This window comes from Pseudomonas sp. B21-032, from assembly GCF_024748965.1.
Lineage (GTDB): Bacteria > Pseudomonadota > Gammaproteobacteria > Pseudomonadales > Pseudomonadaceae > Aquipseudomonas.
Genome location: NZ_CP087180.1, coordinates 643,416 through 663,818, shown reverse-complemented (window position 1 = coordinate 663,818; position 20,403 = coordinate 643,416). Strand labels below are relative to the sequence as shown.

Sequence of the window (20,403 nt, the reverse complement as noted above, 5' to 3'; positions counted from 1 at the left end):
CTTCAGCCGCCGGACTTTTTCGCTTTGAAGCCCTGTTTGATCAGTTCGGCCAGCAGCAGCTCGACATGATCGCCCTGGATTTCGATGACCCCGTCTTTCAACGCGCCGCCGGTTCCGCAGCGGCGCTTGAGCGTGCTGGCCAGATCCTTGAGCTGTTCCAGGGGCAGCGGCACGCCGCTGATGGTCGTCACCGTCTTGCCGCCACGGCCCTTGCTTTCGCGACGCACGCGAGCAATGCCATCGCCTTCGGGGATGAGCGTCTGTTTGCAGATGCAGGCATCTATGGGTTTGCTGCAGTCCGGGCAATGCCGGCCTGCATCAGTGGAGAACACCAGGCCACCGAGGGCGGCAAATGATGCGGCTTTCTTGGCCACTTTTGATCCTCTACGGTGAGGATAAAAACTGGTCGACGCCCCTGGCGGGGTACCGACCGCGAAGCCCCACTCTGGCAGGGGCAGCGCAACTGCCGCATGAAGCGTGCGGCAGCCTTTAAAGGCCGCGCAGTGTAACGATAAAAGTCGCGAATGCTAAGTACAAAACTGCGCCATTTTGCATGTGTTTAGCGACGTCAGGCTCGACGGTCGAGGTAGCGCCGCAACGCAGCCAGCGAATCGGGGCAATATGGCTGTTGCTGGCTGTCGGCCAGGGCCTGCTCGACGGCGATGAAGCGTGCCTCGCTGACCTCTTCGGGCTGCAGGCGCAAAGGCCCGTCCCAGACCGCCGAGAACACCGCGCACCAGAGCCGGTTGCCGGTCTGGTCGAAGAAAAAACATTCATGCGCGGTGAGTTCGACCCCACCGACCCCCAGCTCTTCTTCCAGTTCGCGGGCCGCCGATTCGGCATAGCTCTCATCGGCCTGGACCATGCCACCGGCGGCGACATCCCAGTACCCGGGATAAATCGCCTTGCTCTGGGTGCGCCGGTGCACGCACAGCTGGCCAGCGGAATTAAACAAGAGGATGTAGGTGCCGCGGCCAATCAGCCCGCGCTCGCGCAGCTCGGCGCGGGCCACGGCGCCGAGCAGGCGGTCGCTTTCGTCGACCCAGGCAATCAGTTCGCGGTCGGAGGCGGCGCGGTGCGCTGCCTCCTGCTCGGAGATCGACACCGATCAGCCCTGAGTCAGCAGTTGACGCAGGTCGATGACGGCAGCGTTGGCCCGCGAGATGTAGTTGGCCATGACCAGCGAGTGGTTGGCCCACATGCCAAAGCCGCTGCCATTGAGCACCATCGGGCTCCACAGCGGCTCCTGCGAGGCTTCCAGCTCACGGATGATCTGCCGTACGCTGACCGTGGCGTTCTTCTTCGCCAGCACATCGGCGAAGTCGACCTCAATGGCGCGCAGCAGATGCGACAGCGCCCAGGCCTGGCCGCGGGCTTCGTAGAACACGTTGTCGATCTGCAGCCACGGGGTTTCGACCACTTCTTCGTCAAGCTGCGGCACCTGGCCCGGCAGCACTGACTCGGTCTTCAGGGTGCTGTTGAGCTTGACCCGGCCGACACTTGCCGACAGGCGCTGGGACAGCGAACCCAGGCGGGTGGCGACGTCGCCCAGCCAGTTGTTGAGGTTGTCGGCGCGGGTGTAGAACAGCGCGCCCTGCTGATCCGGCGAGGCCAGGCGGTTCTGGTAACGGGTCAGCGAGTTGATGCCTTCCTGGAACTCCGATTCGCTCGACGGCAGGATCCAGCTCTTGTTGTCGAAGTTGAAGCGCGGCTCGGCCTTGGCCAGGTCAGCGTCTTCGGTGGACTGCGACTGCGAGCGGGCAAAGTCCTTGCGCAGGGCGCGGCTCAGGTCACGCACCTGGACCAGCACGCCGTACTCCCAGCTGGGCATGTTGTCCATCCACAGGCCAGGCGGGAAGCGGTCGTTGGAAATATAGCCGCCGGGCTTGTTGAGCAGGGTGCCGGCCACGGTCTTGAGGGTTTCGATGGTGGTGTAGCCGACGACCATCTGCTTGCCGGTTTTCTCGGCGGCCGCCTGGGCGTTCTGCTGCACCGGGAACAGGTCGGGCTCGGCGCTCCAGTACCAGCCCAGGCCCACGCACACCAGCAGGTACAGGCCGATCAGCGAGCCCAGGGCGCGGCTGAAGAACAACCCGCCAAAATAACTGCGGGTGGCAGCGGTGCGCGGTTCGACCCGCTCACGCGCCTCGGCTTTGCCTGTACGGTTTTTCCAGTCCAGCATGGCGTTGTCCTTTCAGTCACGTCGGTTCAAGGGGTTCGACCGCAACCCCCGGGCTTCGTGCCAGCGCGATGGGCTTTTAATGCCGCGCGCCACCTGCCGGGGTCGGCAAGTATCGCTGCACTATAAATCAAGCACGGCGCTTCGCATAAGCGACTATTGGGTCAGCAAATGAATAAACGGACTTGTACAGTTAATTGATACAAGGCACTCGATTGCCGGGAAAGTGGTGCTAGCATAGAGCCATCACTCGAACTCAGCCTCACCCCTTGTAAGTAGTCAGGACATGACCGAGCCAGAAGACCCCAATCGTGAGCGCCTCAAGCAACACTTTGCCCAGCGGGTCATTCATCAGGCCCGGCAAATCCTCGAGATCTGGCAGCGCCTGCAGCGCAGCGAGTGGTCGACTGGCGACCTGGGTGAGCTGTGCGAAGCCAACCTGCGCCTGCAACGCTATGCCGAGCGCTTCGAGCAGCCCGAGCACAGCCAGCTGGCCGAGGCCATCGGCCATGCCCTGGAGGCGGTCGAAGCCAACAGCGCGCGCCTGAGCAGCCAGCTGATCAGCGACCTCAACCGGCTGATGCAACGTTTGTCGCGCACCGGCCTGCGCCAGGGCGACCAACTTGAGCAAGTGCCGCTGCCGCCGCTGCGCAAGCCGGTGTACATCATGCTCCAGGACCACGACCGCGCCGAGCGTCTGGCCCAGCAACTGGAATTCTTCGGCCTCGGTGTACAGGCCTTGTACAGCGCCGCCGCGTTCCAGGCGACCATGAGCGAACGGCTGCCCTCGGCAATCGTCATGGACGTCGACTTCACCGGCCCCGGTGTCGGCCTGCAACTGGCCGCCCAGGCCCAGCAGGGCCTGGAGCAGCGGGTGCCGTTGCTGTTCTTCAGCCTGCACGAAACCGACACGCCGACGCGCCTGGCCGCCGTGCGCGCCGGTGGCCAGGAGTTCCTTACCGGCACCCTGGAAGCCTCGAGCCTGCTGGAAAAGGTCGAGCTGCTGACCAGCGTCACCCAGTACGAACCGTTCAAGGTGCTGATCATCGACGACTCGCGGGCCCAGGCCCTGCACACCGAGCGCCTGCTCAACAGCGCCGGGATCGTCACCCGCACCCTGATCGACCCGATCCAGACCATGGCCGAGCTTGCCGACTTCCAGCCCGACCTGATCATCCTCGACATGTACATGCCGGCCTGCACCGGCACCGAGCTTGCCAAGGTGATCCGCCACAACGACCGTTATGTCAGCGTGCCGATCATCTACCTGTCGGCCGAGGACGATCTGGACAAACAGCTCGACGCCATGAGCGAGGGCGGTGATGACTTTTTGACCAAGCCGATCCGCTCGCGGCACCTGATCACCACCGTGCGCAACCGCGCGGCCCGGGCGCGCAACCTCAAGGCGCGGATGGTGCGCGACAGCCTCACCGGGCTGTACAACCACACCCATATCCTGCAATTGCTCGAAGACTGCAGCTTCCGTGCGCGCCGCGAAGCGCAGCCACTGAGCTTCGCCATGCTCGACATCGACCACTTCAAGAAGGTCAACGACAGCCACGGCCACCCCATGGGCGACCGGGTGATCAAGAGCCTGGCGCTGTTCCTCAAGCAGCGCCTGCGCAAGACCGACTTCATTGGCCGCTACGGCGGTGAAGAATTTGCCATCGTCATGCCCAACACCGACCTGGGCTCGGCGCACAAGGTGCTCGACGAAATTCGCCGGCGCTTTGCCGAGATCCATTACCCGGCCCAGCCGCGCGACTTGTCCTGCACCTTCAGTGCCGGCGTGGTGCAACTGAGCGAAGGCCTGGACGCCCTGAGCATGGCCACCTCCGCCGACGAGGCGCTGTACCGCGCCAAGGGTGCCGGGCGCAACTGCGTGCAACGGGTCGAAGCATAAAGGCAAAGTGCCAGTTTTTTTTCACCGAACCGCCCGCTCCGTCATAACCCGGTCATAAAAACGCAATAACTTCAGGCGCTTACCATTCGGCCGTTGGTAGACACCGGACATGCGCCTGAAGCTGCTCACCAATTTCAATACCCTGTTGCTGGTTACCGTGTGCATCGCCCTGGGCGCGACCCTGTGGTGGTCGCAGCGCGCCCTGGAGCGCCCCTATTTATTAATGGAGCGCTATCTGTCGCTGTCGCAGCAATTCCAGAACCAGGCGGCGCGCAATATCCAGGACTACCTGAGCAGCGGCGACGCCCTGCGCCATGCCACGGCGCTGCAGACCACCGCCGCCCTGCAGGGTGAACTGGAGCAACTGCCGGCAGAGCTTGCCGAGCGCCTGCGCCCGAGCCTGGACAACCTGCAGCGCTTCACCGCCAACGAGTTGCTGGGCGCCGGCAAGCTGGCCGGCGACCCGCAGGCCCTGTTGCTGCAGGCCGAACGCGAACTGGGTGCGAGCCTCGAGCAACTGGCCAACTATGCGCAGAGCAGCACCAGCAGCGATGCCGGGCGCTATTCGCCGCTGCTGTTCAACGCCTCCCTGCACCTGTCGCGGCTATCCCTGGCGCGGGACAAAATGGTCAGCAGCGGCCGCAGTGAACTGGCCGATGAAGTCGAGCGCGAACTTGCGCAGATCGCCGCCCAGGCGCAGTTACTCGAACAATTGCCGCTGCTGGGGGTGACCGCCAGCAGCGCTTCGAGCGCCGACGATTTTGCCGCGCTGATGGGCCTTGAGACCCAGGCCAGCACAGCAACCGAAGACACCGGGATGGCGCTCAAGCGCGAACTCAACAGCCTGATCAAGCGCTACCCCGGCGAGCTGCAGCGCACCCGCGAGCAGATCCAGCAACGCAGCGCCCTGGCCAGCAGCACCTTCGAGCGCATCGGCGCCGTGCAGCAGGCCATCGCCGAGCTCGAACCCAGTGTGCGTAGCCAGCATGCCGCCATCCAGGGCGAAGTGCGGGTGATCCAGGGCCTGATGATCGGTTTGATCCTGCTGATCGCCCTGCTCATCGACACCCTGCAGCGGCGCCTGGCGCGGGTGCTGACCAACCTCGCGCCGGCACTCTCGCGCTGGGCCGAGGGCGACTTCAGCCAGGCCATTGCCCTGGGCCGCAGCAACCGTGAAATGCATGATATCCAGGACTCGCTCAACCGCCTGCGGGTCTACCTGGTCGAGCTGGTCGGCACGATCCGCCACAACGCCGAGCAGGTCGCTGGCAGCAGCCACGCCCTGGCCGGCATGAGCAGCGCCCTGCACGACGGCGCCGAACGCCAGGCCGGCGACACCGCGCAAATCCGTGATGCCCTGGGCGAGCTGGAGGCGACCATCCTCCAGGTCGCCGGCGACGCCAGCCAGGCGGCCGACGCCAGCCACGACGCCGGGCGTGCGGTCGAGCAAGGCCAGGCAGTGATCGGCCAGAGCCTGACCGGGCTGCGGGCGCTGGTCGACGAAGTACAGGGCAACGCGCAGATGATCGAACAACTGGCCGAGGAATCGGCGACCATCGGCGGCGTGCTGACGGTGATCCGCTCGATCGCCGAACAGACCAACCTGCTGGCCCTCAATGCCGCGATCGAAGCGGCGCGGGCCGGGGAAATGGGCCGTGGCTTTGCCGTGGTTGCCGAAGAAGTACGCTCCCTGGCCCTGCGCACTACCGGCGCTACCGGTGAGATCCAGACCTTGATCGGGCGCCTGCAGCAGGCGGCCCGCGAATCGGTTGAAGGCATGCGCGCGCAGCTCGAACATGCCGAGGCCACCGCTGACCAGGCCCAGGCGGCGGATGGCGCGCTCGATGAAATTGTCGCGGCAATCCAGACCATCTCGGCCACAGCGGTACGGATTGCCGATGTCACCGCCCAGCAGAGCGGCGCGGTGAGCGAGATTCGTGACCACAGCGAGCGGATTCATGGCTTGGGTGAAGACAACTTGCAACGTATTGGTGAAGGGCGTGAGCAGGGTGAGCAGCTGCTTCGCCTGGGTGGCGAGTTGAATACGGCGGTGCGGGCCTTTCGCCTGTGAGGATGTGTCGCGGCGATCCGACTTGACCCGCGATGAAGGCAACAGGGCTGCAAAGTCCGTTATCATGCAGGCACTTTTGTACTGCGAGACCGCCATGCGCCGCCTGCTTTGCCTCCTGTTTCTGCTCCTGGCCTTGCCCGCCGTCGGCGCCGGCCTGCTCGACAATCGCCCCAGCGCCACCCTGGGCGCCGCGTCGCTGAACAACAGCAGCGACTTTCTGCCAGTGCACGAAGCCTTCAAGCTGAGCCTGGTCGAGGATCAAGGGCAAAGCCTGAAACTGCGCTTCGTCGCCGCCGACGGTTACTACCTGTACCGCCACCGCTTCCAGTTTCGCAGCGAGCCTGCCGACATAGCCCTGGGCACGGCGCAGATCCCCCCGGGTGAAGCCAAGCACGATGAGTTCTTCGGCGACGTCGAGGTCTATCACGGCATCCTCGACATCGAAATCCCCCGCCCGGCCAACGAACAACGCCCCTTCACCTTGCTGGTGGGCTACCAGGGCTGCGCCGACAAGGGCCTGTGCTACCCGCCGGAAACCGCACGCCTGAGCATCGATGGCATCACCAGCAGTGCGCCGCCAGCTACCACCACGGTCGCCAAGGCCGGCTGGGACTGGCAAGGCCTGCTGCTGTTCTTCCTCGCCGGCGTCGGCCTGACCTTCACCCCGTGTGTGCTGCCGATGCTGCCGATCCTCTCTGGCGTGGTGTTGCGCGGCCAGGTCGGTGGCGTACGCGGTTTTGCCCTGTCGCTGGCCTATGTGCTGCCGATGGCTGCCTGCTTTGCCCTGCTCGGCGCGCTGATGGGCCTGTTCGGTGCCGGCCTCAACCTGCAGGCACGCTTGCAGTCGGCCTGGGTGCTGGTGCCGTTTGCGCTGTTCTTCGTGCTGTTTGCCCTGGCCATGTTCGGCCTGTTCGAGCTCAAATTGCCGCATGCCATCAGTAGTCGCCTGGAACGTCTGGTCGGCCAGACCAAGGGCGGATCGCTGATGGGTGCGGCGATCCTCGGGGTGTTCTCCAGCCTGCTGGTATCGCCGTGCGTGTCGGCGCCACTGGCCGGCGCCCTGCTGTATATCAGCGCCAGCGGCGATGCCCTGGGGGGTGCATTGAAGCTGTTCGCCCTGGGCCTGGGCATGGGCGCGCCACTGCTGCTGATCGCTACCGGCGGTGCGGCCTGGCTGCCGAAAAGCGGGCCATGGCTGGTAACGGTGAAAAACGCCATCGGCGTGCTGTTGCTGGGCCTGGCCATTGGCCTGCTCAGCCGCGTGCTGCCGGGGCAGGTCACGCTGCTGCTGGTCGGCCTGCTGGCCGCCGGTACCGCGGTGTTCCTTGGCGCCCTGGAGTTCACGGTGAAAACCACCCGGCAGCGCCTGGCGCAGCTGCTCGGCCTGGCCCTGCTGTTCTATGGGTTGGCCTGCTGGTACGGCGCCTTGAGCGGGCAGACCGACCCGCTGCGCCCGCTGCCTCAAGCCAGTAACGCCAGTACTGGTGCAAGCGCCCAGGCCAGCAGCGCCAGCGCCTGGCAGACCCTCACCACCCCGGCGGCGCTGGACAGCGCCCTGGCCGCCGCCAAGGCCGCCGGCCAACCGGTGCTGCTGGACTGGTACGCCGACTGGTGCATCAGCTGCAAAGTGATCGAGCACGAAGTACTCAATGCTCCGGCGGTGCAGCCGCAGCTCAAGGATTACAAGCTGTTGCGCTTCGATATTACCGAGAGCAACGCCGAACAGCGCGCCCTGCTCGACCGCTACCAGCTGTTCGGCCCGCCAGCGCTGTTGTTCTTTGCCGCGAACGGCAGCGAAATCACCGCCGATCGTGTGGTTGGCGAGATAAACGCCGGCGAATTTGCCGAGCATCTGACGCGCATTCGCGCCGATCTGGGTCTATAACTTCTTCGGGCCGCTAAAAAGCCGCTTTCGATGACCGAAATTAATAAATTAGTCACATATTTAGCGTGAATATCGGTCATCGTGCTGGCTATTGCGGGTAACTGGACAGTGCCCGCCGGTTTACGGCATAGTCGCCGCGCAAAGTTTCCTAACGATAAAAAGGAACCACAGATGGCAACGCTACTGGTGCTGCACGGCCCCAACCTGAACCTGCTCGGCACCCGCGAACCGGGCGTCTATGGCGCCGTGACCCTGGCCCAGATCAACCAGGACCTGGAGCAGCGCGCCCGCGCCGCCGGCCATCATCTGCAATACCTGCAAAGCAACGCCGAGTACGAATTGATCGACCGCATTCATGCCGCGCGCAGCGAAGGTGTGGACTTCATCCTGATCAATCCGGCGGCTTTCACACATACAAGTGTCGCATTACGTGACGCGTTGCTGGCGGTGAGCATCCCATTCATCGAAGTGCATCTGTCCAACGTGCACAAACGCGAACCTTTTCGCCATCACTCCTACTTCTCTGATGTCGCCGTAGGAGTGATTTGCGGCCTGGGTGCCAGCGGTTATCGCCTGGCCCTGGAGTCTGCCCTGGAACACCTGGCTGCTAACGCAAAGCCCTGATGACGAGAACCTGGCCTATGGGCCGGGGCTCACAAGAAACGTTTGCTAACACGTTTTTATATTTACGCCCCTGACCGAACCTTGGGAGTTGATGATTAATGGATATCCGTAAAGTCAAGAAACTGATCGAACTGCTGGAAGAATCTGGCATCGACGAGCTGGAGATCAAGGAAGGCGAGGAATCCGTACGGATCAGCCGCCACAGCAAGACTCCAGCCCAGCAGTACTACGCTCCGGCTCCAGTCGCCGCTCCTGTTGCCGCACCAGCCGCCGCCCCGGCCGCTGCCGCCGCTCCAGCCGAAGCTGGCGCACCAAAACTGAACGGCACCGTTGCCCGTTCGCCAATGGTCGGTACCTTCTACCGCAAAGCCTCGCCTGCCTCGCCAGCCTTCGTTGAAGTCGGCCAGACCGTGAAGAAAGGCGACACCCTGTGCATCGTCGAAGCCATGAAGATGATGAACCACATCGAAGCTGAAACCAGCGGTGTGATCGAATCCATCCTGGTAGAAGACGGTCAGCCGGTTGAGTTCGACCAGCCGCTGTTCACCATCGTTTGAACCGCGGAGAGCCAACGATGTCTGCGAAGCTGGAAAAAGTCCTGATTGCCAACCGCGGGGAAATTGCCCTGCGGATCCTGCGTGCCTGCAAAGAGCTGGGCATCAAGACCGTCGCCGTACACTCCACGGCTGACCGCGAACTGATGCACCTGGGCCTGGCAGACGAGTCGGTCTGCATCGGTCCTGCTTCGGCCAGCCAGTCCTACCTGCACATTCCGGCCATCATCGCCGCGGCTGAAGTGACCGGCGCTACCGCCATTCACCCAGGCTACGGTTTCCTCGCGGAAAACGCCGATTTCGCCGAGCAGGTCGAGAACTCCGGTTTTGCCTTCATTGGCCCCAAAGCCGACACCATTCGCCTGATGGGCGACAAGGTTTCGGCCAAGGACGCGATGATCAAGACTGGCGTTCCGACCGTGCCAGGTTCCGACGGCCCGCTGCCGGAAGACGAAGAAGAAGCCCTGCGCATCGGCCGTGAAGTCGGCTACCCGGTGATCATCAAGGCCGCCGGTGGCGGTGGTGGTCGCGGCATGCGCGTGGTGCACAAGGAAGAGGACCTGATCGCCTCGGCCAAACTGACCCGCACCGAAGCTGGCGCAGCCTTCGGCAACCCGATGGTCTACCTCGAGAAGTTCCTGACCAACCCACGTCACGTGGAAGTCCAGGTCCTTTCCGACGGCCAGGGTAACGCCGTGCACCTGGGTGACCGCGACTGCTCGCTGCAGCGCCGCCACCAGAAGGTACTGGAAGAAGCACCGGCACCGGGCATCGATGAAAAAGCCCGCCAGGAAGTCTACAAGCGCTGTGTCGATGCCTGCATCGAGATCGGCTACCGTGGCGCCGGCACCTTCGAGTTCCTCTACGAGAACGGTCGTTTCTACTTCATCGAAATGAACACCCGTGTTCAGGTGGAGCACCCGGTTTCGGAGATGGTCACCGGTATCGACATCGTCAAGGAGATGCTCAGCATCGCCGCTGGCAACAAGCTGTCGTTCACCCAGGATGACGTGGTGATTCGCGGTCACTCGCTGGAGTGCCGGATCAACGCCGAAGACCCGAAGAAGTTCATCCCGAGCCCAGGCACGGTCAAGCATTTCCACGCCCCGGGTGGCAACGGCGTTCGCGTCGATTCGCACCTGTACAGCGGTTACGCAGTTCCACCGAACTACGACTCGCTGATCGGCAAGCTGATCACCTACGGCAAGGACCGCGACGAAGCCATGGCACGCATGCGCAATGCCCTGGACGAGATCGTCGTCGACGGCATCAAGACCAACATCCCGCTGCACCGCGACCTGGTGCGTGATGAAGGTTTCTGCAAAGGCGGCGTCAACATTCACTACCTGGAACACAAACTGGCTAGCCAGGAGTGATTCGCCAGTGATGTAAAAAAGACCCCGGCCCACTACTGGACCGGGGTCTTTTTTTGTCTGTAACCATTGGTCAAAGACGCAGCGAACGCCGTTACTAAGTCAGCGCCACGATAGAGATGGCCTGCTGCTTAATCTCCTCTTGTGTCGCCTGCCGTCCCTGATGATTGCGAACCACGCTATTGGCGTTCTCCACCAGCGGGTCCCGCCTGAAACGCGCAATAAAATTTCGCGCCCTCATGGCGACTGAATCCTTGGCACCGCCTTTCGCCGTTCCCAGTACAGGACCGTAGAAACCTACGACCTGGTCCTGCGATGTCCTGAACACCGAGGTCGCGCCATTGCGCAGATCCAGCGCCACACCATAAGTATTGCCGAAGCAGGAGGAGTACGACCAGTAGTCCCAGCTCGGCTGCAGCCCATGGCGGCGCATCACCTCCCTGACGGGGCCGCCAATGTCGGCACCACCCGACAACCAATCACCCCCAACCAGGGTAGAGCGAATATTCTTCGCTGCAGCGGCTCCCCCTAGCGATTCCGTCACCTTCTTGACAGCATCTTCGATCAACGAACGGATGTTGTGGTCGAAATGAATGACTGCCCCTGCCTTGGTAAGCGGGTTGTACATGGATGCGATCACACAGGTCTGGGCATTGAGTGAATACAGGTAATTATCCGCTTCTGTACTGACAAACCGTGCCACTACCGCTTCACCCTGCATTGCCCCCCGCACCGGAGATGGCTGAACATGACCGGGAAAAGCCTCTCGCAGATCGCTGATACGTCCTAGGTTGGACACGTCTTCGTTGCCCCCTCTGATGCCCGGAGGGCTGTACTGCCACTCGCCATTCGCCCGCCTACGAATACCTAACTTGTAACTTGACCCTCTGTTACGAGGATTGACCACACTCAAACCGATGAAGGCCTGATCGTCGACTACCTCGAAGAATTTGTCTTTGCTCTTCACGTAGCGCTTCTGGCTGGCCGGGTCGCGGTATGTACCTTGCCAGATGCCCTCTTCGGTCACTTGCTCCAGCTTGTTAGGCTTTCTCGCCACTGCCCAGCTATCAAAACGCCAAAGCTGCATCTCTGATTGGGCCGCCTGTCGCCCGCCCATCGCCGTCCGGCCCCTGGAAAAAGCGTGAGACAGAGGCCTCACACTCTGCTTCAAGGTTACGGCCCCTCGCCAAAAAATCCTGGCAATCCCCCCAAACTCAGCGAACAGCACCCCCCAAGACGCCTCTAACCAGTGCACCAACGCGCCAGATGTGTCGCCCTTGCTATGAGACTCGACCGCCTGCTTGATGCTGAGGGTCAAAAACGCTATGTCCAGAATCAAAACAAATGGCGGACAAACCATGCATATCGGCGCAGAAGCGAAGAGCACGCCCTTTATGACTTGGCCCTTTATCACTTCGGCGCGACTGGTAGTGGTGTCTTCCACATCGGTAATTGCACGTTCAATATAGGCATCGAACTCGGCACCCACATCGGTTACACGATTGAATTCGCGCAAGGCATCAAGGTGCCCCGTACCGTCGGACAGATTTCTCAGCGAGCGCTTCACTGAAGTACGCGCAGTCAGTGCTACCCGCTCAACAACATAGTCACGCAACGTGCCTGACGCCTGCGCGGAGAAATCCTGGTATCGACGAAGCACCACACCATCCGGCGCATCAGGCATGTACAGCCAATCTTCTGCAGTGTCCTGATCGATCACGCGAAACACATAGGCGCCGACGACAACGTAACCGCTGACAGTAAACTTGAACACGCCGCTACGCTGCACAACTGTTCCAGGTGTAATGTCACTGTCGGCAGGCCTCATCACTCCCAGTAAGGAAACTAGCCGGGAGAGCTGAGCGTGTTCGTCAACGCTCAAACGCGACCTGACTAACGCAACCCGCAGATCGCGATCCATCCTGACCAGCAGCGTGTTACCGTAAATGCTGCGGCGCTTTGTATAGAGCGAGTCCTGGGAATCGAGAAACTGCGCACGGATCTTCTGCGCATACTTTCCCCCTAGATAGGCTCTTCGAACGTATTGTGCAAGATCAGCACTTCGAACCTGACTGAGGTCTTGCCCAACCGATGACCGCACGCCCCTGTTGGGGTTGTCGATACCCGAGTTATCGTCGTACCCGTAGATTGCCAGATCTACAAGGTTGGCAGTAAGCGACGCGCCATCCCCCAGCCCAGGCATATAGTCGATTTGAATCGTTTCGGGATCGACGGGTTCCAGCACCCCCTTTTCACGCAAATAAGGCGTGATTGCTTCCTTCACCGTTCGTTTTGCGAATACCGCGAACACTTCATAGCTTTTCATCTGCTCGGTGAACGTCTTCTCGAGCACCTGCAGTTCTTTGTTCAAGCTGCTGATGATCCGTCGCTCATCAGCAGCCGACTGCGTATACCAAGGGGGGGAGTCTTCCCGCTCAACCTGCTGCAGATGATTGACCTGCTCCATCGCGACCGCATCTTCAATGCATGCACGAAACCCTGTCACGGCCCCCCTGAGATCCTTGCCCTGTTCCCATAAAGTCGGCTTGTCCTGCACAGCGGCAAAATGTGCTTGCGCCGCCTCACGATGGGCTGGCGATAGCTGTTGCAACAGGTACTCACAACCCTCCGCGCTGGCGGTCCAATTGCCGACCTCCTCACTCACAGCAATAAGGGAGTGCAACGCTATCCACTCTTGACCATCAGGTTTCCCGGGGGCATACAATAATAAATCGCTAATTACACCCGCCCTGTCTTCACGATAAAACAGCAAAATATCGACGCATTTCATCGTAGCGAGAAGGGTTAAACCGCAAACCCGTAGAACACGATCGGATGCTTCCTCCGCCTCGTCCCCCCACACTTTTTCAAGATCGTCATAACTGGTAACTTTCATATGACCTGCGCAGCGCGCCATGAATGCACTTTGCTGCAAACGCGCCTTGCGCAAGTCGAACAGAGCCTCCTTGACATCGGATCGGTCATACTTCTGCTTAAGTGCCTGGAGGTAGCCGGCCGGGGCATCTATTTCTGCCATTAGCCCGGCAATGAAAGCGCTTGAAAGCGGCTGATTGCGCAACCTATCGCTGACGACAGCGATATTGGACACGGCGTCCTTACGTAGCGGGCCGGATGCCAGCAACTCACTCAAGCTGCCCTTCAGCACCTCTTTGCCACTGCGAATTTTCCAGTCCATTTGCACGTTAATGTCATCGGGTTCGACAACAACATCCAGTTCAAGACTGATGTACTCCTTGGCCAGTTGCCGAGCGTAGCCACGCAAGGAGCTCACCTCTCCAATCAATGGCTCCAACACTGCTTGCGCGTGGGCAGAACGCTCATGACACGCACGCAACATCGCCAGGTTGGTTTTATCAAGAACCCGCAACCACTCAGGCGTCTGCGACCGAGCTATTGCATCGAGCTCCGTGCACTCCTGCGGCGTTGCCAACACCCGCAACGAGACCGGTTGTCGCCAGGCATTCTGCAGTTCTACAATTTTTCCCCTTAGATCGCTGGCGCTCTGCCCGACCAGGTTGGCAGGCTCAAACAGCACGTCGATAGCGGCCTGGTGCTCCTCCAGCCTGCGTTTGACCAACCTCTCAAACGTCCCCTTCTCCACCGGGCTTGCCGTCGCAACGTTCCAGTGACGCGCAAGGTAATCCTTGTAGTTATCGATGAACGTAACCACCGCCCCCTCTATCGCTTGCGTCACAGCGTCCTGACGCCCGGCATCAATCCTCTGCGGCCACGCGCCCGGCCACTGATAGGGCATATCTTGCTCAGGGTCAGCAGTTGCCGAGTCCGGGTCGATGATCCGCTCCAGCACCTTACTGGTCAGCGCAGTAATAAAATGGGGGTCAATATTTCCCTCCTTGTAGATCGTCCGCAGCTCGACCAACAGAAGTTCTTCCAACACTCCCAAGAGCGTTGATTGCGAGAGCAATAGCGGGTCATAAGCCGCTTTCCACTCGACCAATCTTTCCAGAACATGGACAGTGGACACCGCAGGAGAAGGCGTAACGATTATGTCGCTCGTATCGTTGACGCTCCGACGGGGGTCAGTGTTGTGGTCCATTACATTGCTCCTCTTCAAAAGACCCATCATCCTGATCCGTCGCAGTGAGCCTTGTTGCTACATAGTTACTACCCCGCCAGGCGCTGCGGCGACTGCCGTGCTTATCCACTTTAACGACGACCTGGCGTACACTGCGCGCTTTCGCAGCCTCGGGCTGCCCCTGTAGATTTTTCCAAAGGTGCCCGCCATGCCTTGGCTGCAAGTACGTCTGGCCATCAGCCCGGAACAAGCCGAAACCTATGAAGATGCCCTGCTCGAAGTAGGCGCCGTTTCGGTCACCTTCATGGATGCCGAAGATCAGCCGATCTTCGAACCGGACCTCAACACCACCCCCCTGTGGTCGCATACCCACCTGCTGGCACTGTTCGAAGCCGATACCGACGCCAGCGCGGTGTTCGCCCACCTGCAGTTGCTGACCGGCGCCGAACTGCCGGAGCACCAGGCCGAAGTCATCGAAGACCAGGATTGGGAACGCAGCTGGATGGACAACTTCCAGCCGATGCGTTTCGGCCAGCGCCTCTGGATCGTGCCAAGCTGGCACGCGGCACCGGAGCCTGAGGCGGTCAACCTGCTGCTCGACCCGGGCCTGGCCTTCGGCACCGGCACCCACCCGACCACCGCACTGTGCCTGGAATGGCTCGACGGCCAGGACCTGAAAGACACCCAGCTGCTCGACTTCGGTTGCGGCTCGGGCATCCTCGCCATCGCCGCGCTGCTGCTCGGTGCCCGTGAAGCGGTCGGTACCGACATCGACGTGCAGGCCCTGGAAGCCTCGCGCGACAACGCCGGACGCAATGGCATCGCCGACGAGAAATTCGCCCTGTACCTGCCCGAGCACATGCCGGCCATGCAGGCCGACGTACTGGTCGCCAACATCCTCGCCGGCCCGCTGGTCTCGCTGGCCCCGCAACTGTCCGGGCTGGTACGTCCGGGTGGCCTGCTGGCGCTGTCGGGGATTCTCGCCGAGCAGGGTGATGAAGTTGCCGCGGCCTACGCCAAGGACTTCGACCTCGACCCGATCGCCGTACGCGATGGCTGGGTACGCATCAGTGGTCGCCGCCGCTAAGTGCGCCTAGAATAACCTTCTGCATAACCCGGACCGCCGCATGACCGACAGTTTCGTCACCCAGTGCCCGCATTGCCAGACCAGCTTTCGCGTCAGCCACAATCAGTTGAGCGTGGCCCGCGGCATGGTGCGTTGCGGCGCCTGCCTGCAAGTGTTCAACGCCGCCCGGCAACTGCTGGAGCAAAGCGCGGCGCAGAACCCGCCTGCAACGCCGGTGCCGGTCGAGCCAGTGGCGGAACCCACAAAAGCACCGAGCCCGCACGAGTGGAGCGCCGCCGAGCTGGACCTCGACCAGCTCGACCTCGATCAGGAGCTGGCGCGCCTGGAACAGCGCGAAATCCAGCCGACCACCGAGTTCAAGGCCGCCGCACCACGCGAAGAGAGCCTCAGCGCGCACCGCGACAGCCCCGAGCAAGACGACCAGCACTGGCCCGACAGCCTGTTCAGCAGCCCGGCCGCCGAGCGCGAGCAACTCAGTGCCGAGCTCGACGCGCCGCAACCGCCGCTGATCGAGCAGGAAGCCCTGGACCTCGCGCCGGCACCCGGCGAGCGTACCGAGCCATCGCTGTCGCTGGATGCCATCGATGACGACCTCGACGCCCCGCTGGCACCTGCCGCTGCGCTACGCGCCGATGATGACGAACTGGCCGGCGAGCGTCTGTCGGCGCGCGAGCCTGAGGACCCTCTGGACAGCCCCGAACCCGAGTTCGACGAGCGCCGCGAACCGGGCCTGGGCCCGGTCAGCAACCGCCCGGCGCGCAAGGAGCCGCTGCTCGACCTGGTCGACGATCCGATCCAGCTCGACTGGCAGAAGCCCAAGGTCAACTGGGCCCGGCGCCTGCTGTGGATCCTGTTGATTTTGCTGGCCGCTGCGGCCCTGGCCGGCCAATACATCTGGTACCAGTTCGACGAACTGGCCCGCCAGGACCGCTACCGCCCGTGGTTCCAGGCGGTCTGTCCGACCGTCGGTTGCCAGGTGCCGTCGCGGGTCGATATCGCCCGGATCAAGAGCAGTAACCTGGTGGTGCGCAGCCACCCGGACTTCAACGGTGCCTTGATCGTCGATGCGATCATCTACAACCGGGCGCCCTTCGCCCAGCCGTTCCCGCTGCTGGAGCTGCGCTTTGCCGACCTCAATGGCCAGTTGATCGCCAGCCGCCGCTTCAAGCCCACCGAGTACCTCAGCGGTGAACTGGCCGGCAAGGGCGAAATGCCCAGCCAGACGCCGATCCACATCGCCCTGGACATCCTCGATCCGGGCCCCAAGGCGGTCAACTACAGCCTGTCGTTTCGGTCGCCGGAATAGTCGGCGAGCGGCAAGCTGCAAGCGTCAAGCCACAAGGAAAAGCAGCCCCATGCGCTGATCCGTTTTTGCTTGCGGCTTGAAGCTTGCAGCTTGAAGCTCAAAGCCAACTGTTCAGATTTTATCCAAATCGATCTTTATCCGGTCACCGAGAGCGGGTATCATGCCAACCCTTTTTCGAACTCTAAGATCGGCCCCCACAACAGGGAACTCCTATGTCGGCGGTACGCATCGGCCCATACACACTGCAGAACGCCCTGATCCTCGCGCCCATGGCCGGGGTCACGGACCAGCCCTTTCGTCAGTTGTGCCGACGAATGGGTGCAGGCCTGGTGGTGTCGGAGATGGTCAGCAGCGACATGAGCCTGTGGAACAGCCGCAAGTCGCGCCTGCGCATGATTCACGAAGGTGATCCCGAGCCGCGCTCGGTACAGATCGCCGGCGGTGACGCGCAGATGCTCGCAGCGGCGGCCCGGGCCAACGTCGAGGCCGGCGCGCAGATTATCGACATCAACATGGGCTGCCCGGCAAAAAAAGTCTGCAACAAGGCCGCAGGCTCTGCTTTATTGAAAGATGAAGCCCTGGTCAGCGAAATCCTCCACGCGGTGGTTGCCGCCGTGGACGTGCCGGTCACGCTGAAGATCCGCACTGGCTGGGACAGGGCCAACAAGAACGGCCTGACTGTGGCGAGGATCGCCGAGCAGGCCGGGATCCAGGCACTGGCGGTACATGGACGCACACGCGCCGACCTCTACACCGGTGAAGCCGAATACGACACCATCGCGGCGATCAAGCAGGCGGTGTCGATCCCGGTTTTTGCCAATGGCGATATCACTTCGCCAGAAAAAGCCCGGGCGGTGCTGGATGCCACCGGTGCCGACGGTCTGCTGATTGGCCGGGCTGCCCAAGGGCGGCCATGGATCTTTCGCGAGATCGAGCATTACCTGCGTACCGGCGAAAAACTGCCGGCACCGCAGCTGGACGAAGTGGAACGAATTCTGCTGGAGCACCTGACCGCGTTGCACGCCTTCTATGGCGATGTGATGGGCGTACGTATCGCCCGCAAGCACGTTGGTTGGTACCTGGCAACGCTACCGGGCGCCAAGGAGTTTCGCGCCCAGTTCAACCGTTTGGAAGACACGCAAGCGCAGTGCGCCAACGTTCGCGGCTTCTTCAGCGAGCGTGAACAGAGCCTTGAGACAGAGGACGGACAAGGGGTGGCCGCATGACGATGATGACCGAGACTTTAGTGAGTGGAACAACGCCCGTGAGCGACAACGTCAACCTGAAACAGCACCTGAATACGCCGAGCGAAGAGGGTCAGACCCTTCGCGGCAGTGTGGAAAAGGCGCTGCACAACTATTTCGCCCATCTGGAGGGCGCGGCCGTCACGGACGTGTACAACCTGGTGCTCTCGGAAGTCGAAGCGCCGTTGCTCGAAAGCGTAATGAACTACGTCAAGGGCAACCAGACCAAGGCCAGCGAGCTGCTCGGGCTCAACCGCGGCACCTTGCGCAAGAAACTCAAGCAGTACGATTTGTTGTAAGCAAGCATCCAAACCAGAAAAGGCGGCTCCCATTCGATGAGGTCGCCTTTTTTGCTGACTCCACCGCGTTATGGAATCTGAAATGACCGACCAGACTACCCGCCTGCCGATCCGCCGCGCCTTGATCAGCGTCTCCGACAAGACCGGGATCCTTGAATTCGCCCGTGAGCTGCAACAGCTCGGCGTCGAGATCCTGTCCACCGGCGGCACCTTCAAGTTGCTCCAGGACAATGGCGTTGCCGCGGTGGAAGTTGCCGATTACACCGGCTTCGCCGAAATGATGGACGGCCGGGTCAAGACCCTGCACCCGAAAATCCACGGCGGCATCCTCGGCCGTCGCGGTACCGACGACGCCATCATGGCCGAGCACGGGATCAAGCCGATCGATCTGGTCGCGGTCAACCTCTACCCGTTCGAAGCCACTATCTCCAAGCCGGGCTGTGACCTGCCGACCGCCATCGAGAACATCGACATCGGCGGCCCGACCATGGTCCGCTCGGCGGCCAAGAACCACAAGGACGTCGCCATCGTGGTCAACGCCAGCGACTACGGCCAGGTCCTGGAAAGCCTCAAGGCCGGTGGCCTGACCTACGCCCAGCGCTTCGACCTGATGCTCAAGGCATTCGAGCACACTGCAGCCTACGACGGCATGATCGCCAACTACATGGGCACCGTGAACCAGGCCGCTGAAACCCTCAGCACCGAAGGTCGCAGCGAATTCCCGCGGACCTTCAACAGCCAGTTCACCAAGGCCCAGGAAATGCGCTACGGCGAGAACCCGCACCAGAGCGCGGCGTTCTATGTCGAGGCCAAGCCGGCCGAAGCCGGCATCGCCACCGCGGTGCAGTTGCAGGGCAAGGAGCTGTCGTACAACAACGTGGCCGATACCGACGCCGCGCTGGAATGCGTGAAGAGCTTCGTCAAGCCGGCCTGCGTCATCGTCAAGCACGCCAACCCGTGCGGCGTGGCGGTCAGCCCCGACGCTGAAGGCGGTATCCGCCAGGCTTACGAGCTGGCGTACGCCACCGATACCGAATCGGCGTTCGGCGGCATCATCGCCTTCAACCGCGAACTGGACGCCGAAACCGCCAAAGCCATCGTCGAGCGTCAGTTCGTCGAAGTGATTATCGCCCCGAGCGTCAGCGACGAAGCCCGCGCCGTGGTGGCGGCCAAGGCCAACGTGCGCCTGCTGGCCTGCGGCCAGTGGTCGGCAGAACGTGCCGCTGCCTGGGACTTCAAGCGCGTCACCGGCGGCCTGCTGGTACAAAGCCGCGACATCGGCATGATCACCGAGGGCGACCTGAAAGTGGTCACCAAGCGTGCGCCGAGCGAGCAAGAAATCCACGACCTGATCTTCGCCTGGAAAGTGGCCAAGTACGTCAAGTCCAACGCCATCGTCTACGCCAAGAACCGCCAGACCATTGGTGTCGGCGCCGGCCAGATGAGCCGCGTCAACTCCGCCCGTATCGCTGCGATCAAGGCCGAGCACGCCGGCCTGCAGGTGCAGGGCGCGGTCATGGCATCGGACGCGTTCTTCCCGTTCCGTGATGGCATCGACAACGCGGCCAAGGTCGGCATCACCGCGGTAATCCAGCCAGGTGGTTCGATGCGCGATGCCGAAGTCATCGCCGCCGCTGACGAAGCCGGCATTGCCATGGTCTTCACCGGCATGCGTCACTTCCGTCACTGATACCAGGACCTGGTGCCAGGCTCTGTGGGAGCGGGCTTGACCCGCGATTGCGATCTGTCAGTTACAGCGCATCGCGGGTCAAGCCCGCTCCCACAAGAGTCCCGCCAACCAGCATTATCCGAATTAGCTTC

General features: G+C 62.0%; 15 protein-coding genes. 11 read left to right on the top strand and 4 right to left on the bottom strand.

Going from position 1 to position 20,403, the window contains the following annotated elements; translation table 11 throughout:
• Positions 1 to 2: 2 nt before the first annotated feature.
• From LOY54_RS02925 to LOY54_RS02915, 3 genes are all read right to left on the bottom strand, one after another.
• Entirely contained in the window at positions 3 to 374 is a 372-nt protein-coding gene (locus LOY54_RS02925; protein ID WP_010221702.1) for a translation initiation factor Sui1, read from the bottom strand.
• A 194-nt stretch (positions 375 to 568) separates the two neighbouring features.
• A complete protein-coding gene (locus tag LOY54_RS02920) occupies positions 569 to 1,105 on the bottom strand; it encodes an NUDIX hydrolase (RefSeq protein WP_045197017.1) in 537 nt (178 codons plus the stop codon).
• A 3-nt stretch (positions 1,106 to 1,108) separates the two neighbouring features.
• Positions 1,109 to 2,182, bottom strand: a complete 1,074-nt coding sequence (locus LOY54_RS02915) for a DUF2333 family protein (RefSeq protein ID WP_045197016.1) — start codon at positions 2,180 to 2,182, stop codon at positions 1,109 to 1,111.
• Between the two features lie 283 nt (positions 2,183 to 2,465).
• Between LOY54_RS02915 and LOY54_RS02910 the strand changes: the two genes are divergently transcribed.
• The 6 genes from LOY54_RS02910 to accC all read left to right on the top strand — a co-directional run bounded on the left by LOY54_RS02910 (position 2,466) and on the right by accC (position 10,592).
• The gene (locus tag LOY54_RS02910; protein ID WP_093376519.1) at positions 2,466 to 4,082 is read left to right on the top strand and encodes a diguanylate cyclase; all 1,617 of its coding nucleotides are present in this window, start codon (positions 2,466 to 2,468) and stop codon (positions 4,080 to 4,082) included.
• A 109-nt stretch (positions 4,083 to 4,191) separates the two neighbouring features.
• Positions 4,192 to 6,153, top strand: a complete 1,962-nt coding sequence (locus LOY54_RS02905) for a methyl-accepting chemotaxis protein (RefSeq protein ID WP_258609186.1) — start codon at positions 4,192 to 4,194, stop codon at positions 6,151 to 6,153.
• Positions 6,154 to 6,247: 94 nt separating this feature from the next.
• Positions 6,248 to 8,038: a protein-disulfide reductase DsbD gene (locus LOY54_RS02900; RefSeq protein WP_258610683.1), complete on the top strand. Its 1,791-nt coding sequence runs from the start codon at positions 6,248 to 6,250 to the stop codon at positions 8,036 to 8,038.
• Between the two features lie 171 nt (positions 8,039 to 8,209).
• The gene (aroQ, locus tag LOY54_RS02895) at positions 8,210 to 8,662 is read left to right on the top strand and encodes a type II 3-dehydroquinate dehydratase (RefSeq protein WP_028945755.1); all 453 of its coding nucleotides are present in this window, start codon (positions 8,210 to 8,212) and stop codon (positions 8,660 to 8,662) included.
• Between the two features lie 98 nt (positions 8,663 to 8,760).
• Complete coding sequence (gene accB, locus LOY54_RS02890; RefSeq protein WP_045197010.1) at positions 8,761 to 9,219, top strand: acetyl-CoA carboxylase biotin carboxyl carrier protein; 459 nt, start codon at positions 8,761 to 8,763, stop codon at positions 9,217 to 9,219.
• A gap of 17 nt (positions 9,220 to 9,236) precedes the next feature.
• A complete protein-coding gene (gene accC / locus LOY54_RS02885) occupies positions 9,237 to 10,592 on the top strand; it encodes an acetyl-CoA carboxylase biotin carboxylase subunit (RefSeq protein WP_045197008.1) in 1,356 nt (451 codons plus the stop codon).
• Positions 10,593 to 10,686: 94 nt separating this feature from the next.
• Here the strand turns inward: accC and LOY54_RS02880 are convergent, their stop codons facing one another.
• Entirely contained in the window at positions 10,687 to 14,667 is a 3,981-nt protein-coding gene (locus LOY54_RS02880) for a dermonecrotic toxin domain-containing protein (RefSeq protein WP_258609184.1), read from the bottom strand.
• 187 nt (positions 14,668 to 14,854) lie between these two features.
• On the opposite strand from LOY54_RS02880, the gene prmA reads away from it, so the two are divergent.
• The 5 genes from prmA (at position 14,855) to purH (ending at position 20,272) form a co-directional block, all read left to right on the top strand.
• Positions 14,855 to 15,733 carry a 50S ribosomal protein L11 methyltransferase gene (gene prmA, locus LOY54_RS02875; RefSeq protein ID WP_258609182.1) on the top strand — a complete coding sequence of 293 codons (879 nt, stop codon included), beginning with the start codon at positions 14,855 to 14,857 and terminating at the stop codon, positions 15,731 to 15,733.
• 40 nt (positions 15,734 to 15,773) lie between these two features.
• The gene (locus tag LOY54_RS02870) at positions 15,774 to 17,039 is read left to right on the top strand and encodes a DUF3426 domain-containing protein (protein WP_258609180.1); all 1,266 of its coding nucleotides are present in this window, start codon (positions 15,774 to 15,776) and stop codon (positions 17,037 to 17,039) included.
• Between the two features lie 212 nt (positions 17,040 to 17,251).
• A complete protein-coding gene (dusB, locus tag LOY54_RS02865) occupies positions 17,252 to 18,265 on the top strand; it encodes a tRNA dihydrouridine synthase DusB (protein WP_045197001.1) in 1,014 nt (337 codons plus the stop codon).
• Complete coding sequence (fis, locus tag LOY54_RS02860) at positions 18,262 to 18,582, top strand: DNA-binding transcriptional regulator Fis (RefSeq protein ID WP_003186237.1); 321 nt, start codon at positions 18,262 to 18,264, stop codon at positions 18,580 to 18,582. The genes dusB and fis overlap by 4 nt, the downstream gene beginning before the upstream one ends.
• Before the next feature lie 82 nt (positions 18,583 to 18,664).
• The gene (gene purH, locus LOY54_RS02855) at positions 18,665 to 20,272 is read left to right on the top strand and encodes a bifunctional phosphoribosylaminoimidazolecarboxamide formyltransferase/IMP cyclohydrolase (protein ID WP_258609179.1); all 1,608 of its coding nucleotides are present in this window, start codon (positions 18,665 to 18,667) and stop codon (positions 20,270 to 20,272) included.
• Positions 20,273 to 20,403 lie beyond the last annotated feature (131 nt).